We start from the raw sequence: 14,733 nt of genomic DNA on the forward strand, positions 1-14,733 counted from the left end.
TCCCCCTCAAAATAGGCTACTCTCGGTTCATATTCGAACTATACATATCTGTCGGTCACTGAGCGGTAGGAGTGAACTTGTAAGGAATGTTCAAACGTCTTTTTCCTCTAACGCCTTATAGTGGGCGATTTTATGCTCGATTTTGAGCAAATTTTCCTTTAGATCATCTATTTGTTTCGTTACTTTATTTTGATGCCGTTCTAACAATGTCCTCCTTTCCTTTATGGTAGCTTTTCCTTGACTCCGTAAGTCGGAAAACTGTTTCATTTCGCTGATGGGCATTCTCGTTTCCCGTAATCGGATTAAAAAATCTATCCATAGCAGATCAGACTCCCCGTACTTACGATAGCCGGATTCATTGCGTGCTACGCCGTCCAGTAGACCAATTTTCTCATAGTAACGCAAAGTATGGGCGGTTAGCCCAGTTATTTGCGAAATTTGCTGAATAGTAAATTGTTTGCTCATGAGACTGATTATAACAGAAAAAGCATTGCTTTAGAGTGCGCTCGAAAGTGTAGCATGACATCAGAAACAATTTTGATCACTTACTTACAGGAGGCTAAACATGACTACAGAGCGCTATCAACGTGGCTGGGAAAAACTAATGGAAATTGACGGGGAAGGCGGGGAGAAGGTGATAGAGTCATTGCAGGACATTGCTCCTGACCTTGGCAGGTATATTGTTGAATTTGCTTTTGGAGACATTTATTCCAGAGACGGCCTGGACCTCAAGCAAAGGCAGCTCGTTACTCTCGCTTCCTTAACCACACAAGGCGGATGCGAACCACAGCTACAGGTTCATATTAACGCGGCTCTTAATGTGGGGCTCTCCCCTCAAGAGATCATTGAAGCGATCACGCATTGCATTCCCTACACAGGCTTTCCACGCGTACTAAATGCTATTTTTGTAGCGAAACGTGTTTTTCAAGAACGAAAGGAATTAAGGAGGTAAAGCCTACGCCAATTATTCGGAGGAAATGGCATTTGGAAAGGCTTCATCAGATGCATACTGTTCATATCTAGGCTGCATAAATCACGATGACATGAAAAAAGAGGGGGTTCGCCCCTCTTTACTTATATTCGCCAATACATCTCCACGATTTGTCTTTCCTGACCAAGACCGACACTGCCTCCACGCTTACCAACTTGTACTTCACCTGTAGCTTGACAATATCCTTTGTCAGGATGTGGTGAAGAGAGATTCAACAGCTAGGGACGGAAACCCTGCCCGGCTCCATAGCCATAGTGGAGTATGGACGTCAATGGGAGCCAAACCACTGCCTTTCAGTGCTTTTTCCCACGCTTCCGCAACCAGCTTTCTATCGTCCGCAGTTCCATTCAGCACATCCGAAGTGCATAACCCTAATTTCACTGTAGCCTTCATAATGTGAGTATCAGGAGCGACGGTAATCAACTCACGGGATTGCCACTTCACCCCTGTATAGGTCTCCATGACGTACAGCCAGTAATTAAAAATTTTCGGTCCGGATAGATACGGAAATTCTGATTTGCGCGTTGTCTGCATCATGCTCTTTAAACAGGCAATATCGTAGTGAGCAGATTCCATCAATCCCGCAACGTCACCCTTCGATGAAGAGCGAGCAATCCCCGATGAGACGGATTTCCAAATTTCTGGATGGCGATTAGGTTGCAAGGCGACGCGGTACTCAAGCAAAGCCAATCGCAGGTCATCTATACTGCTTTTTGCTACGACAAGCGGTGTAAATATCCAACGGGTACTCTCATCCGTATAGGCAGCTGCGATGGATTGCCAGAGCGTGTATGAATTTCTTTGGTAATTTAAGGCCATACCCAGTGTCAACACGTTCGGCAATTCGCACTCAGGAACAATCCCAATGAGAGCGTCCTCCGGCATGATTTCTCCGCCAAGCAGGCCCTCGCTATGCATTTGGATTAATCGCTTTACGTTTTCTAGAAAGGAGTTGTCCGACATTTTTTCCTCCATGAAAGCTCCGTGGGTGATCCCAGCTATTTCTTGGTGGTATTGATTATAAAGGACTTGCTAGATGATAGATAGATAGTGGGAAGAGTAGTTTTGAATAGGCGTACATCTAAATGAAAGGCTAAACTCTGTATATCTAGAGAGTTTAGCCTTTGTTTCTATTGTTATTTGAGTGTTAGCAGCGACACAGCCTCAACATGACTCGTTTGGGGATGCATGTTACTGGTGTTAATTTTGACCGCCAAATCTTTATTTATGTGCTGTATTGAGCATGTCTAAGGCAATTTATTTCACCATCAGCAATCTCTTGTTACATTACTGTGTGGTCAAAAATGTGGTCAAATATATTTGTCAGACATGAGTAAAGTGATACCTCATTTCGAAGCAATACTTACTATTCAATTTTCGACGGCATCCCATGCAAATGACAAATGATGTGAAGTGATAAATATACCCACTTTTCTATTTTCTAGGTATAAATTTGTCCCCAAAAATACTAAGTAAGCCACCAAGCATAATATACCCTAGTACTACTTCGATTGTTACGAGGATTTCTCCGAATAGGGTTTTGGGAGTAATATCTCCATACCCCAAGGTTGAAAAAGTAACTATGCTGTAATAATAAAATGAGAATGGAGTTAATGAACGACCGCTAGAAATAATAAATGAATCCGAAAATACACTATATAAATAACCAAACAATATTGAAATTGCTATAGACCATCCGAACCATCTAAAAAAGCTTTGGCCACAATCGCTTATAGCTTTCCATATGTAGTAAACTATTTTATTAGAAATACTATGTTCCTTAAAATGTTTTAGGTATTGTTTTTTTCTCACTAAATCAATAAATAAGGGATTTGTAGTTCCAAGAAACCCATCTGTTTCAATGTTGTAAAAATCTGTATGATTATCAAATTTAATATATCCTAAATCAGATTCATTAAACTTCACAGAAGTCATCCAAGCACCTTTGAAATTTGAATGCTCAAGATTAGAATGTGAAAAGTCAGTAAATGTTAAATTAGTTTTTGAAAAGTTACATCCATCAAGCTTTGCATATGAAAAGTCGCTATAGAGTATATTTGAGGTTGAGAAGTTTGAGTAGGCAAACTCAGAACCAGCAAAATTGGCATAGTGAAGTAAACAGTTTGAAAAATCAAAACTGAAATATTCGTCATCGTTATGCAAATTGCTAAAATCTGACAAATCTATTCCGCGCAAGTCGAATTTTGGCCGATTATATCTGTGATAATTCTGTTTTAGTGTCCCAAGGAAATCCTCATAAGCTTTACTTTTACCTTTGTTGAAATTTACTTCTATAATTTTTTTTCTAATTTGTTGTCCTTCTTCTGAGTTCCACCGCTCGATAAGTACTTCTTCTGAGAGTTCATTAAAAAATTCATGTTCACTTTCTGTCATTTGATCCCATGGTTTTGTGGGAAAATACATTATTAATCATCCCTTGTTATAATAATTGTAAGAAGATATGGGTTATCTAAGTCCTATATGTTAAGCCTTGAGACAAGGCTATGATTTTGAGCCAAACCGAGAGTATAATACAAACTTATCGAATTTATCGTCCTTCAAAGATAATTAGAGATATTACCTAGTAATTTAAATCTTCATTAAGAAAATTAACATCTGAAAAAGCCCGAACCTCGTCACAAAAAATGTTAAATTTAATCTAATACAAAGTTGAAATTAAACAGCACCTTCCATTGGCCATTATCAGAACCACGAGCTAAAGGTTTATCATTTTCCCCTTGAAACAATAGTCGAAATGTCTGTTCTTTTTCTGATTCATTTTGATCCTGCATTGCAAATTTTAGTTTGGCATCTATTTCAGTTACGGCCGGAGTAGTATCGCGAATTTGAATAAACTCCCATTGAATTAAAGTTATGCCTTCATATTTTTTTCGAAGTTCCCCAGCTTGTCTCGATATATTCGTATCTTTAGAAAAAACTCTTGTGCTCATCATGGCTACTTTCCCATAGTTACCTTTACTAAGATACGATAGATATTCTGCTAAGCATTTCTCTGGAGTTCCTGTTTGATAGTCACTGGGATTACCAGTTGAAGAGACATTATCACTGACAGTTAATTGACGAGGCTCCCATCCAGCTATAGCTTTTTTTTGCCGTTCAGTTTCTTTTTGTATTTCTATTGTTTCCATTAAAATATCTACAGTTTCTTCAAGAGTAGGGGGGTGAAATACCGGCTCTTCTTCACGTTTTCCTTCCTTTATGGACCTAGCAAGGTCCCCAATTGCAAATAATGTGGCCCAACATTTGGCTGTAACAATCTGAGAACCATAGTTTAAGATTCTTCCATGAAGGATCCCATTTCGATAGGGAACGGTGACAGCTTCCGATGAGGTTTTCATAACACTTTTGTTCATTACTAACTGTAACTGTTGTAAACCTGAATGATGAGCAGCAATCGAGTCCCAAGCTGTAAGGTTCACATTAGAGGCGAAATAACCCAAGTTACCTAAATCGTTAACAAATCCATCTATCATCATTAGAAGTACAGGAACGCAAGCATAGTAACGCCCTGCTAAATAATCGTCTAATACTTGATATGTCAAATAGATACGATCTCTATATTCTTCTATTCCCTTTAATCTTGATAACAAAAACCGTACATTCTCTTCTGAATAATAACTTGTCAAAACAGCCTCTGCTTCATCAAACTTTCCTTGATTTCCTAATCGAACTGTTTCCCTCATGATTGGAAGATTCATTGATTCATACGCAATCCACCCTTTATTAGCAAACAGGGAATTGAATCTATCAGGGAGTTCTCTTAATTCTTTGAATTGAGCCTCCTGCATTATTAACTGTGCTCTTTGTTGTTCTGTCATTATTGTGGCTAATTGTTTAATGGATTTCATTTGGTAATCCATTTCTTTAAAGGATTTGTTTTCTCTAATTTTAGGAATTGTTTTTTTCTTTTTTACTTTTTTCTTTACCATTGCTTCAACCCCCCCTATTTTTTTCTTAAATGTAAAATAATTGTACCAAAAAAGACCTGCCATGTTTTGAAGGCAGGTCTTAATTAATTTCAAAATTTTAATTGAATTTCTTTGTTAATGTGTACCCAATAACTTTTCCAAGAATTTTAACACGTTTTTTTAGAGTTTCTAAGCATTCAAATGCTGAATTTTCGGGAAGGAGTACGATATTTTCGTCTATTATTACAATCCTTCTTATCATTACACCTACTTCTTCAATCTCTACCACTATATAATCTCCATTCTTAATATCCGTTTCTTTTTCAAGATTAATAATTGCGCCTTTAGGTATAAGTGGCTCCATAGAATCATCTTCAATCCTCGGCCCCATATTAATTTCTGCTTTATTTTCTAGCCCATCAGCTTTATCCATTTTTAAAAAGTTATTTACAATATCAAGTTTAGACATACTGTCAATCTGTTCTAAAACAATAGGTAACACGGCTTCAGGCAATTTAGCTGAGAATAATTGTTTTGTTGTTTCCCTAAAATAAGAAGTTACTTCATTGACAAATGTTTTTACTATATCTGGAGACTTTTCTACCGATGCTTCAAATCGGAGTAATTCTACATCTCCTCCACAGACGGTTGCAATAGCAGTATTGACTTCATCCGATGCAGGTGCCTGATTTCCAGTTTGCAATCTACTAATGTAAGAGGGATTTATTTTAACTCCAATTTCTTCGCATTTATCGGCGATTTCTTTGAGTTTTAAGTTTGAATTCGAAATCATGTTAGACAGTAATTCTTTATATCCCATGGTATACCATCTCCAATCAACAGAAAAAAAAGAAAAATAAACGCAAATAGTAAAAGAGTCATTGACACAATATTACACCAGGTATATTATTTTACTTGTAAGTAAGTTGTTTTGATTTAAGTTACTAAAAAGTAAATAAAGTATATTGGAGGTGACTTGTTATTGACTAATATTGTACAGGTATTTGAAGAAATTGAGAAGTACATTCAATTATTAGCTAAATCAAGAGCGATTCAAATTGGCATAGAAAAAAAGCTATTAGAAAAAATTGCGATAGCCCGGCAAGCAACGAAGTAAGCGAAGCCGATACCAGTGTGGAGCGAAGCGGAATACTGGCTCCGGCCTTGATGTGGAGTGGCGAGATGTGCCAGGCTGGTTTAGCGGACAAGCCCGCACTTGGCTTGACCGCTAAGCCTTGTCCTGCACACTAGCAGAGGCTCCATGTCAGGGCTGAGGCGTTAGCCTCTCGCCTAGCAGCCCATATAACATGCTAGGCTCCAAGCCCAACTGAAAGCTAGGAAAGTAGGTGGAAAGCATTGATCTTAAGAGGTTTTGATACCATCGTATTCGGTATCAATATCGAAAATTACGATTCGGTATTCAGGAAACATCTCGATAGATTTAAAGAAATGAAAGCGATAGCCCAGGAAACAGGAATTGAGCATACCGTGTATTTGAACGATTTGTCTCTGACAGTACACCGCACAGGAATTCGTTTCTACCAGTATAACCTTTCTTGCAACGACTTTATCATTTCGTTTGCTGAGAAGGAATTAAAAACGAATGCGCCAATCACAGTCAAGTTTTTATCCAGTTACATATGGTCTTTTGGATTGGAAGGTGCATTCTCGAGATTCTCTTCTTGGTTAGAATCAATTTCTACATCGATAATTGGTACTAAAGTTTCTCGAGCAGATATTTGCGCAGATACTGATTTAGTTACATTTAAGGAAATTGATATTAAAGGTGTTGTGACACTTGCTAGAAAAAGACAAAAGTATTTTGTAGATGGTGAGTACGCTATCGGACGAGAATTTTCCGGATTTACGATAGGTAAAGGGAGTCCGCTGCAGGCGCGTGTATATAACAAATCTATCGAGATACCAACATCAGGAAAGGCTTGGTTCAAAGAAATTTGGCTGGCTAATAATTGGTGTGAAGATAAGGAAGTATGGCGTGTGGAATTTCAGATGATGAGAAATGTATTAAAAGAATTCAGTATTAATACTGTCGAGGATTTAATAAAAAAAGAGAGTACATTATGGGCTTACTTGACTCAACAATGGCTGACAATAAGGCAGCCAAGCCCTGATAAAGTGTATCGATGGAAACTGAAAAAGAAATGGAAAACTATTCAAGAGGCCGGTAATGATTACAATACTACTCCATTGGTTAGGGAGAAGGTTTTACAGGGGAGCATCCAAAGCCTTCTTGATCAAGGTGCAGGAATATTACTTTCAGTTGCAGCAATAGGGGATCATGAATCTCTTGAAGACACACTACAGGTTTTTAAATCATGGGCAGAGATAGCACTGAATAAAAAAAATACGTCCTTTCATAGTGAAAAGGAACGCAGACAGAAAAAATATTTGCTTACTTAATAGAATACGTTAGGTCGGAGGAAAAATCAATGAGCAATAAGGCAACCGATGTTGAAGAATATCCTTTGGTTTTAACCGCAACTCATATTGCTGAAATTATCGGCGTTTCTAAAAGAGTAGCTTATGAAATCATGGAGAAGTCAGGTTTTCCATTGATCCGTATTGGACGTTGCAAGCGTGTTACCAGGGAAGCGCTGTTCAAGTGGTTAAACGAGCAGTATATCTAAAGGGAGATAGCGCATGAAAGGATATTTCCGTAAGCGAGGCAATCTTTGGTCGTTTACTGTAGACATTGGCAGAAAAACGGACGGCTCAAGGAATCAGAAAACTAAAGGCGGTTTCAAGACCAAAAAAGAGGCTGAACAGGCGTGTGCTGAGTTGATTACACAGCTATCGAAAGGTGATTACCTGGAACCGAGTAAAAAGACGGTGCAGGAGGCTATGGAAGCTTGGCTAGAAAGCATATTAAAGTCAACTTTGCGAATTTCAACGTTTGATAACTACTCGAAGGCAATACGAAAACGCATCATTCCTGTATTGGGCAATTTGAAACTAAAGAATGTTAATCCCGATCATATACAATCTTTTTACGTCTCTTTGAGTAGGGAAGGTTTATCACCTGAGTATATACGGTATTTGCATTCGATTTTAAAAAGCTTTTTTAAGCATCAGGTTAGATTACAGAACATTACGAAAAATATTGTGGAAATCGCAGTTCCGCCAAGAATTGGGCGTAAAGAACAAAAGACGTGGTCGATTGAGGAAGCTGTTCGTTTTTTAGAGGTAGCAAAAGAGGACAATCCTTTTTACTACGTCGTGTATGTATTAGCCCTTTACACGGGTTTAAGGAGAGGGGAGGTACTATCACTGCGTTGGAAGGATTGTGATCTAAAACAAGGCAAAATAAGCGTCTGCCAGACTCTGTACTATTCCAACCAACAATTTCATTTTTTAGAGCCTAAGACTAGCCGTTCTAACCGACTGGTTTCCATTCCAGAAACTGTTGTGGAAGTTTTGATGACTCATCGTGTGGAACAAGAGAAACACAAAAAACAGATGAGAAATGCTTACGAGGATTATGACTTAATTGCAGCAAATGAAATGGGGAGACCAATAAATCCCCGAAGTCTAACAGGGCACTTCCGTAGAACCATCCAGAAGGCAACAGTGCCGAAGATACGCCTACACGATATTCGTCACACTCACGCTACGATACTTTTGAAGCTAGGGGAGCATGTCAAAATCGTTTCTGAACGCCTTGGACTGTTTATGGCAGACTAAAAATGTAGGTTATGGCAGTTAATTTATGCAGACCCGTAGGGGCTGCATAAATTAAAAAAACCACTTGCCAACGTCCCCTTCTCAAAATACACTCCCAGTTGGGCAAACTGACGACGGGAGGTATAAAGTTAGGAGATGTTAGCAGTGGCAGAAATTAATTATATCAGGCATGAGGCAAACAAAAAAGGACGAGCTTATAGCAAGATTGCAAAACAAATGAATCGGGATTCGAGGACGGTTCAGAAGTATGCAGAAATGGATGATTTCAATCTTCAAGAAAAGCCCAAGCAAATTCGAAAAGCAAGGGTCATGGAACCAGTAAAACCGATTCTTGATCAGTGGATCAAAGAGGACTTGAAAAAGAAAAAGAAGTTCCGAAGAACAGCACAACGCTTGTATACACAATTAGTGGAAGAACACCAATTTACAGGATCATCTCGCTCTGTCAGACAATATGTTTCTCAACGAAAACACCAGTTAGTAGAGACAAGTGATGCTGCGGCATTGCCATTGGAGACGAAACCTGGATCAGCACAGGTTGATTTCGGAGAAGCACCATTTAAATATCTGGGGGAAAGTGTTACCTTGCCATTTCTCGTTCTCTCATTTCCTCATAGCAATACGTTTTACTTCCAAGTTTTTCAGTCTCAGAACCGAGAATGTTTTCTGGAGGGGCTAAAACGTATCTTTCACTACATAGGTGGCGTACCTAAGGTGATTCGTTTTGATAACTTATCACCAGCGGTGAAAAGAATCATGCCGAACGGTCAGCGGGAGTTGACAGAGGAATTCCAAAACTTCGTTTTTCACTATGATTTTGAATACGAGTTTTGTAATCCCGGTAGTGGTAATGAAAAAGGTCATGTGGAGGCGATGGTAAAGTACATTCGCAACAACTTTCTTCTGCCAGAGCTACAGATACACAGTCTTGATCAGCTAAACGAAACCCTGTGGAAAAAAGCCGAGAAAGATCGGGAGCGACCTCATTATGTAAAAGAAACGATGCTTTCCGAATTATATTTGGCAGACAAGGAACACCTTCTTCAATTACCTGCCAAAGAATTTGATTGTATCCGATATGAACGAGTAAAAGCTGATAAATACGGATATATCCGAGTCGAAAATAAACTCTACTCAACGTCTCCTCGTTTTGCCAAATGTACGGTTTTGGCAAAGATCTTATTTGATCGAGTGGATATTTTAACGGAAGAATATGAGCTGATTGTGCAGCATGCTAGGCTGTATGGCAAAGAGCCAAAATCAGTGATTTGGCAGCCATATTTGACATTGATGGCAAAACGGCCAACTGCCATTAAATACACAAGTTTTTATGAACAATTGCCCATCGAATGGCAAACCTATCTCTCGAATTGTACAGTCCCAGAGAAGCAAGAAGCTCTCCAGCTGCTATCCGTCATTCTAAAGGACGATGATATGAAAATACCTACGCAAGCTTTGCAGCTTGCCTCCGAGAATGGCCACCCATCCGTTGATTCTATTAAGCAGATCTATTATCAACTCATCAATGGTCGTGGACAAAGGGATACCATTCAACCGAAAGGTTTTGTTCCTGCCGTTCCAACTGCCACTAGAGGATTAGCCCATTATAATGAATTTTTTAAAGGAACGGGAGGTCATCACTAGTGGAAGCATTGATAAAGGAATATGCAAAGCGTCTCAAGTTGAGTTGGGTTCGGCAACATTACCTGGAGATAGAAGCGAAAACAAATGAAGAGTACTTACTCAGAATCTTAGAAAGAGAGCTACAACAACGAGAAGAACGAAAAATCAATCTGCTTTTCAAGCAGTCTTCCCTGCCAAGAATAACAGGAAAGCCATTTGAATGGGGCCATATTCAGATGGGACAAGGTCTCACGCAGGACCATATTCTTCATGGTGGATTCATAGAGGAGAAAGAAAATTTGATCTTTTATGGCGGTGTGGGAACGGGAAAAACGTACTTATCAACTCTCATTGGCTTACATGCCATTCAGAAGCAGGGAAAAAAGATTAAGTTCTTCACTGTCGCTGGATTAGTCAATCGGCTGTTAGACGCTCACGAGACCGGCTCGTTGAGCCGATTCTTCAACCAGATTGAGAAGTTAGATCTGTTAATACTCGACGAGCTGGGGTATATTCCCTTACACAAACAGGGAGCAGAATTGCTTTTCCAGATTATCTCCATGTGCTACGAAAGAAAGAGCATTATTATCACGACCAATCTACAGTTTGGCCAATGGAATCATATATTTGGAGATCCTATTTTGACAGAGGCAGTAATCGATCGCTTGATTCATCACTCTCATTTGATCGTCTTTAATGGAGAAAGCCATCGGTATAAAGAATCGCTACTACACGGCAAATAATTTAGGGGTTGGCAAGTGGTGCATTTTTAATTGCCATTTGCTACATTTCTTACTTGCCAAAAACACCTTGGACACTCGAATGCTGCTATGACGATGAATGTGTACAGTCATGTAACCAGTGACATGCAGAAAGAAGCAGCAAAGAAGTTCGATATGGCTTTAATGCTGAAGGACTCAGAAAAGGAGAAGGGGGAATTAGAATGAAAGAGATGATGTTTGAGACAAGGGAAGGACATAGACTCATAGGAATATCTGTTGAACCAACAAATGAACAAAAGGTACGAGTTATAGGAGCACAAATGCAACTCGGGATGGGGGCATTTGATGCAGTATTCATTCATAGAACAAGGTTGAATAGGGTTACAGTTTTGGATAAAGAAGAAATTCTTCGTATTCGGCTGGTAACTGTATTTGATACAGAATACGATCCACATTTAGGTGTTGGAGAGTAACATTAATGTGCTTTTCGTCTTCACCGAATGTGTCCTTACGTTTAATCGCCATCCAGAATGAGAGTGCTGCTTGCGTATATAACTTAAGAAGGCTTCTTTAGCGGGTTCCCTGCCAGGACCCTAGGCACTGGCAGGGACGCAATTGAGTAAGGGCTGTTCCGGGGAAGTGTCAGTTGAAAATACTATTTAATAAACGTTGGAGTGATAAAATTGCCGATCGACAGAAAAGAACTATATCAAAAAAGAATACAAGATTCCGTCATTAAATTAGCTGATTATATGATGGATAATTCCACAAACGGCATCGTGGTAATGAAAGCAATAGAGTTAAGAAAAAATTGCAGGTTAACGCCTCATTTGTTCACGGAAGCCTCTGGAAGATTAAGAGCTATCGGGTTTCATAGTGGTGCCAAAAGTTTCACTAAAAGAGAGCTTATAGAGCGTCAAGGGGATTGTTCGTCTTACTATAAGATAAATCCAGAATGTCATCCTCTAAAGCTTAGTCAAGAGGTAATAGATGCAGCCCTTAAACGTAGAGAGCGAAATAATAGAATACGGCAATACGGAATTGAATTCGCCAATACGGAATTTAGAAGAAATTGAGACAGTAAGGTTTATTTGCAGCCCATAATTAAACGAAAGGATGAATGATCGTTATGACGAGAGAACAAGCAATCTTTTTTGAGACAATGGACGATCTAGATTGTGACGGCTCTCTAGAACCACTGTTTTTTGCTTATCACGATTTTATTATAGGAGATGATCTAACTAAAGATACTGATTTAGAAGTGCATCGTCGTGCGAAAGAATGTCTTTTACGATATAAACCATTGTTAAATTCAACAGTATGCTTTTATGACAAGAGAAGGGATGTTATCGACTATTTAGATTTGGATAGTGCCGAGTGGGAGTATTTGGATTATATACGTGAAGGGATGGAGATACCTGTATGAACAATAGGGAGAAGTTTATTTCGACAATTGCTGAATATGGTTTTGATATTAATAAGCCTTTTGGCATTTCGTGTTCAGGAGATGAGGACGGGGTTAATTTATCTGTAATAATACAAGGTAATGACAAAAAATTCTGGAATTCAGACGTTAGGTTAGCTGCAATTACTCATTTAATAGGTTCGCTAGATTTTAAGCATGATATGGATGCTGATTACGATCTATTTCAGAAATACATGTTGGCCATTTTAGACGCCGTCGGAAATGCTATTGACTGGGCAGCACCATATGATGAACAGCGAAATATTGAAGTAGTTAAGAAATTTATCGAGCATGCTCTTGATTCAAATATAGTTGTTGAAGCTGAACAGGAAGGACTAATCGACCAAAAGGAAGATGATATTGATTTTGGATACTAAGGAGTAGCAGCTAATTCTGTATATGTAGTTACACTGAAAAGGATTAACTCCAAGTTTGAATGGAGCTAATCCTATTTTTATGTATCAATATAATCTCTTTTCCGGGATTACGCCTCGAACTCCACCTCTAGGATTATCAATATCATCTTTATATCGGGGAATTAAATGCACATGACAATGGAACACCGTTTGTCCAGCAGCTTCTCCGCAGTTGATACCGATATTAAATCCATCAGGTTGATGTTCTTTTTCAAGAATTGCTTTTGCCTCAAAAAGAAGCATATCAATTGCTAACCGTTCATCTAGCGTAAGAGAAAAATATTCAGCAGCGTGTCGCTTCGGTAGTATTAAAATATGACCTTTGTTCACTGGATACTTATCGTAAATAGCAAAAGCCAAGTCATTTTCGAGTATGGTTTCCCTTACGGAACAAAATATACATTCCATTTTATCAGTCCTTAACATCTACAAGAAATAACTTATCCTCAAACCCACCGCGTTTATATTGTTTATTGAGTCGGACTTTCTCAAACTCATCAATAGATACACCTCTATGCTTGAGATAAGCATAGATAACCTCAACCATATCAGCGAGTTCTTCAATTTCTTCTTGGGGTGTCGCCTGATTAAATTCTTGAAGTTCTTCGCCCAATTTGTTTTTCAATTCTCTCTCGAATTGTTCGTTTGTTAATGTCTGTATAGTAAACTCTTTACCTTTCTCTTTCATAATTTGAGGTATTCTATCCCTGATTAACTTATTGTAAACAATCATTTAGCATCACCTTTCGAAGAAAATGTTTGAATGGTTTAGACAAAAGGTAAATAATCTCTAGTATACCGTTGCCATCGGGAGGGTAAAATGGGAATTTTTGAAGAGGAATATCCTTCACTAGAATCTTACTTTCGATCCGTAATCCTTTTTGGGAAAAATAGTGCGTCTTATAAATTTGCTTTGGCCAAGTCACTGCTGAGCCTTACAAATCAGAAAAATACTTTTATCAGTCTCGAAGAACTGTCTGTGCCTTTTTCTACTAACATAACTGAGCATCTGAAAATAAACGATAAGCAGACAACTTCTAAATCTAGCACTTTTTTAAATACTTGCAGAGATTATAATAAAGGCAGCGTTACTCAAGCACAATTAATTCAGGCAACCGAGAGGTACGGCTTTGTTAATGTATTAGATGCTTTTCACAACGTCAACAATGTACCACTGCCCATCAAGTTTTTTGATGTCGTCCAGGAAGGACGAAAGAAGGGCATTGTTTTAACAGACAATATCTATAAGTTAAACGAGTCGAGTCAATTTAACAATTTGGATTTTGAGATTGAAGGAAGATGGCGATTAGTTGAAACAGCCTGGTCATTAGATCTTACTCCAAATTTACTAATGGTTGATTATGATAATGAAAATAGTACTTTTTTTATTAACTCTGAAATAAGAAGAGTCGATATTACCTCTTCAAGAGAAGCACTTAATGGTTACCAAAAAGGGAAATGCTTTTACTGCTTTGATAACATAACAATTGATCCATCTTCAGGTGATCTGGCTGATGTTGACCACTTCTTCCCACATACTTTACAAAGTTTGACGCGAGTTAATCTAAATGGTGTTTGGAATCTTGTACTAGCGTGCCAATCATGTAATCGTGGAATTGGTGGTAAATTTGCTCAGATACCAAGACCTAGATATCTCGATAGGCTGCATAAAAGAAATAATTTCTTCATAGACAGTCACCATCCTCTAAGGGAGACGCTTATAAATCAAACCGGCAAAACAGAGAATCAACGGTCGAGTTTCCTAAGAGAGATGGATAAATTTGCGATTAACCAGCTAATTGTTCGCTGGGAACCAATTTATGAACATGAACCTGTTTTTTAATCTAATGTGGTCAAAATGTGGTCAATGATGCACGAACAATAA

The 14,733-nt window shown here is 38.6% G+C and carries 19 protein-coding genes; 12 read left to right on the forward strand and 7 right to left on the reverse strand.

The window, feature by feature from the left end; all coding sequences use genetic code 11:
* Positions 1–90: 90 nt before the first annotated feature.
* Positions 91–465 (reverse strand): MerR family transcriptional regulator, encoded by a 375-nt coding sequence (locus ACLIN2_RS05090; protein ID WP_411503389.1) that lies wholly within the window; start codon positions 463–465, stop codon positions 91–93.
* 100 nt (positions 466–565) lie between these two features.
* Between ACLIN2_RS05090 and ACLIN2_RS05095 the strand changes: the two genes are divergently transcribed.
* A complete protein-coding gene (locus ACLIN2_RS05095) occupies positions 566–952 on the forward strand; it encodes a carboxymuconolactone decarboxylase family protein (RefSeq protein WP_327929825.1) in 387 nt (128 codons plus the stop codon).
* Between the two features lie 228 nt (positions 953–1,180).
* On the opposite strand, the gene ACLIN2_RS05100 is transcribed toward ACLIN2_RS05095, so the two are convergent.
* The 4 genes from ACLIN2_RS05100 to ACLIN2_RS05115 all read right to left on the reverse strand — a co-directional run bounded on the left by ACLIN2_RS05100 (position 1,181) and on the right by ACLIN2_RS05115 (position 5,740).
* A complete protein-coding gene (locus tag ACLIN2_RS05100; protein WP_411503390.1) occupies positions 1,181–1,954 on the reverse strand; it encodes a hypothetical protein in 774 nt (257 codons plus the stop codon).
* A 471-nt stretch (positions 1,955–2,425) separates the two neighbouring features.
* Positions 2,426–3,415, reverse strand: coding sequence for a pentapeptide repeat-containing protein (locus tag ACLIN2_RS05105; protein ID WP_411503391.1), 990 nt, complete (start codon positions 3,413–3,415; stop codon positions 2,426–2,428).
* A 230-nt stretch (positions 3,416–3,645) separates the two neighbouring features.
* Entirely contained in the window at positions 3,646–4,941 is a 1,296-nt protein-coding gene (locus ACLIN2_RS05110; protein WP_411503392.1) for a hypothetical protein, read from the reverse strand.
* 97 nt (positions 4,942–5,038) lie between these two features.
* Positions 5,039–5,740, reverse strand: coding sequence for a S24 family peptidase (locus ACLIN2_RS05115; RefSeq protein WP_411503393.1), 702 nt, complete (start codon positions 5,738–5,740; stop codon positions 5,039–5,041).
* A 162-nt stretch (positions 5,741–5,902) separates the two neighbouring features.
* On the opposite strand from ACLIN2_RS05115, the gene ACLIN2_RS05120 reads away from it, so the two are divergent.
* The 10 genes from ACLIN2_RS05120 to ACLIN2_RS05165 all read left to right on the forward strand — a co-directional run bounded on the left by ACLIN2_RS05120 (position 5,903) and on the right by ACLIN2_RS05165 (position 12,809).
* Positions 5,903–6,037: a hypothetical protein gene (locus tag ACLIN2_RS05120; RefSeq protein WP_411503394.1), complete on the forward strand. Its 135-nt coding sequence runs from the start codon at positions 5,903–5,905 to the stop codon at positions 6,035–6,037.
* A 239-nt stretch (positions 6,038–6,276) separates the two neighbouring features.
* Positions 6,277–7,341: a replication initiation factor gene (locus ACLIN2_RS05125; RefSeq protein ID WP_411503395.1), complete on the forward strand. Its 1,065-nt coding sequence runs from the start codon at positions 6,277–6,279 to the stop codon at positions 7,339–7,341.
* A gap of 29 nt (positions 7,342–7,370) precedes the next feature.
* The gene (locus ACLIN2_RS05130) at positions 7,371–7,568 is read left to right on the forward strand and encodes a helix-turn-helix domain-containing protein (protein WP_411503396.1); all 198 of its coding nucleotides are present in this window, start codon (positions 7,371–7,373) and stop codon (positions 7,566–7,568) included.
* 13 nt (positions 7,569–7,581) lie between these two features.
* On the forward strand, positions 7,582–8,622 hold the full coding sequence (gene xerC, locus ACLIN2_RS05135) for a site-specific integrase (RefSeq protein WP_411503397.1): 1,041 nt from the start codon (positions 7,582–7,584) through the stop codon (positions 8,620–8,622).
* A 135-nt stretch (positions 8,623–8,757) separates the two neighbouring features.
* Positions 8,758–10,266 carry an IS21 family transposase gene (gene istA / locus ACLIN2_RS05140; RefSeq protein WP_411502516.1) on the forward strand — a complete coding sequence of 503 codons (1,509 nt, stop codon included), beginning with the start codon at positions 8,758–8,760 and terminating at the stop codon, positions 10,264–10,266.
* Positions 10,266–10,988: an IS21-like element helper ATPase IstB gene (istB, locus tag ACLIN2_RS05145; RefSeq protein WP_411502515.1), complete on the forward strand. Its 723-nt coding sequence runs from the start codon at positions 10,266–10,268 to the stop codon at positions 10,986–10,988. The genes istA and istB overlap by 1 nt, the downstream gene beginning before the upstream one ends.
* A gap of 200 nt (positions 10,989–11,188) precedes the next feature.
* A complete protein-coding gene (locus ACLIN2_RS05150; protein WP_411503398.1) occupies positions 11,189–11,440 on the forward strand; it encodes a hypothetical protein in 252 nt (83 codons plus the stop codon).
* 210 nt (positions 11,441–11,650) lie between these two features.
* Positions 11,651–12,043 (forward strand): hypothetical protein, encoded by a 393-nt coding sequence (locus ACLIN2_RS05155; protein ID WP_411503399.1) that lies wholly within the window; start codon positions 11,651–11,653, stop codon positions 12,041–12,043.
* Positions 12,044–12,096: 53 nt separating this feature from the next.
* Positions 12,097–12,393: a hypothetical protein gene (locus ACLIN2_RS05160; RefSeq protein ID WP_411503400.1), complete on the forward strand. Its 297-nt coding sequence runs from the start codon at positions 12,097–12,099 to the stop codon at positions 12,391–12,393.
* Positions 12,390–12,809: a hypothetical protein gene (locus ACLIN2_RS05165; protein WP_411503401.1), complete on the forward strand. Its 420-nt coding sequence runs from the start codon at positions 12,390–12,392 to the stop codon at positions 12,807–12,809. The genes ACLIN2_RS05160 and ACLIN2_RS05165 overlap by 4 nt, the downstream gene beginning before the upstream one ends.
* A gap of 84 nt (positions 12,810–12,893) precedes the next feature.
* Here ACLIN2_RS05165 and ACLIN2_RS05170 read toward each other — a convergent pair whose 3' ends face one another.
* Together ACLIN2_RS05170 and ACLIN2_RS05175 are read right to left on the reverse strand one after the other, a co-directional pair.
* A complete protein-coding gene (locus tag ACLIN2_RS05170) occupies positions 12,894–13,274 on the reverse strand; it encodes an HIT family protein (RefSeq protein ID WP_411503402.1) in 381 nt (126 codons plus the stop codon).
* Positions 13,261–13,581, reverse strand: a complete 321-nt coding sequence (locus ACLIN2_RS05175) for a phosphoribosyl-ATP pyrophosphohydrolase (protein ID WP_411503403.1) — start codon at positions 13,579–13,581, stop codon at positions 13,261–13,263. Before ACLIN2_RS05175 ends, ACLIN2_RS05170 begins: the two co-directional genes overlap by 14 nt.
* A gap of 87 nt (positions 13,582–13,668) precedes the next feature.
* Between ACLIN2_RS05175 and ACLIN2_RS05180 the strand changes: the two genes are divergently transcribed.
* Positions 13,669–14,691 carry an HNH endonuclease gene (locus ACLIN2_RS05180; RefSeq protein ID WP_411503404.1) on the forward strand — a complete coding sequence of 341 codons (1,023 nt, stop codon included), beginning with the start codon at positions 13,669–13,671 and terminating at the stop codon, positions 14,689–14,691.
* Positions 14,692–14,733 lie beyond the last annotated feature (42 nt).

Origin of the sequence: Brevibacillus centrosporus (assembly GCF_046622605.1) — a bacterium.
GTDB lineage: Bacteria > Bacillota > Bacilli > Brevibacillales > Brevibacillaceae > Brevibacillus > Brevibacillus centrosporus.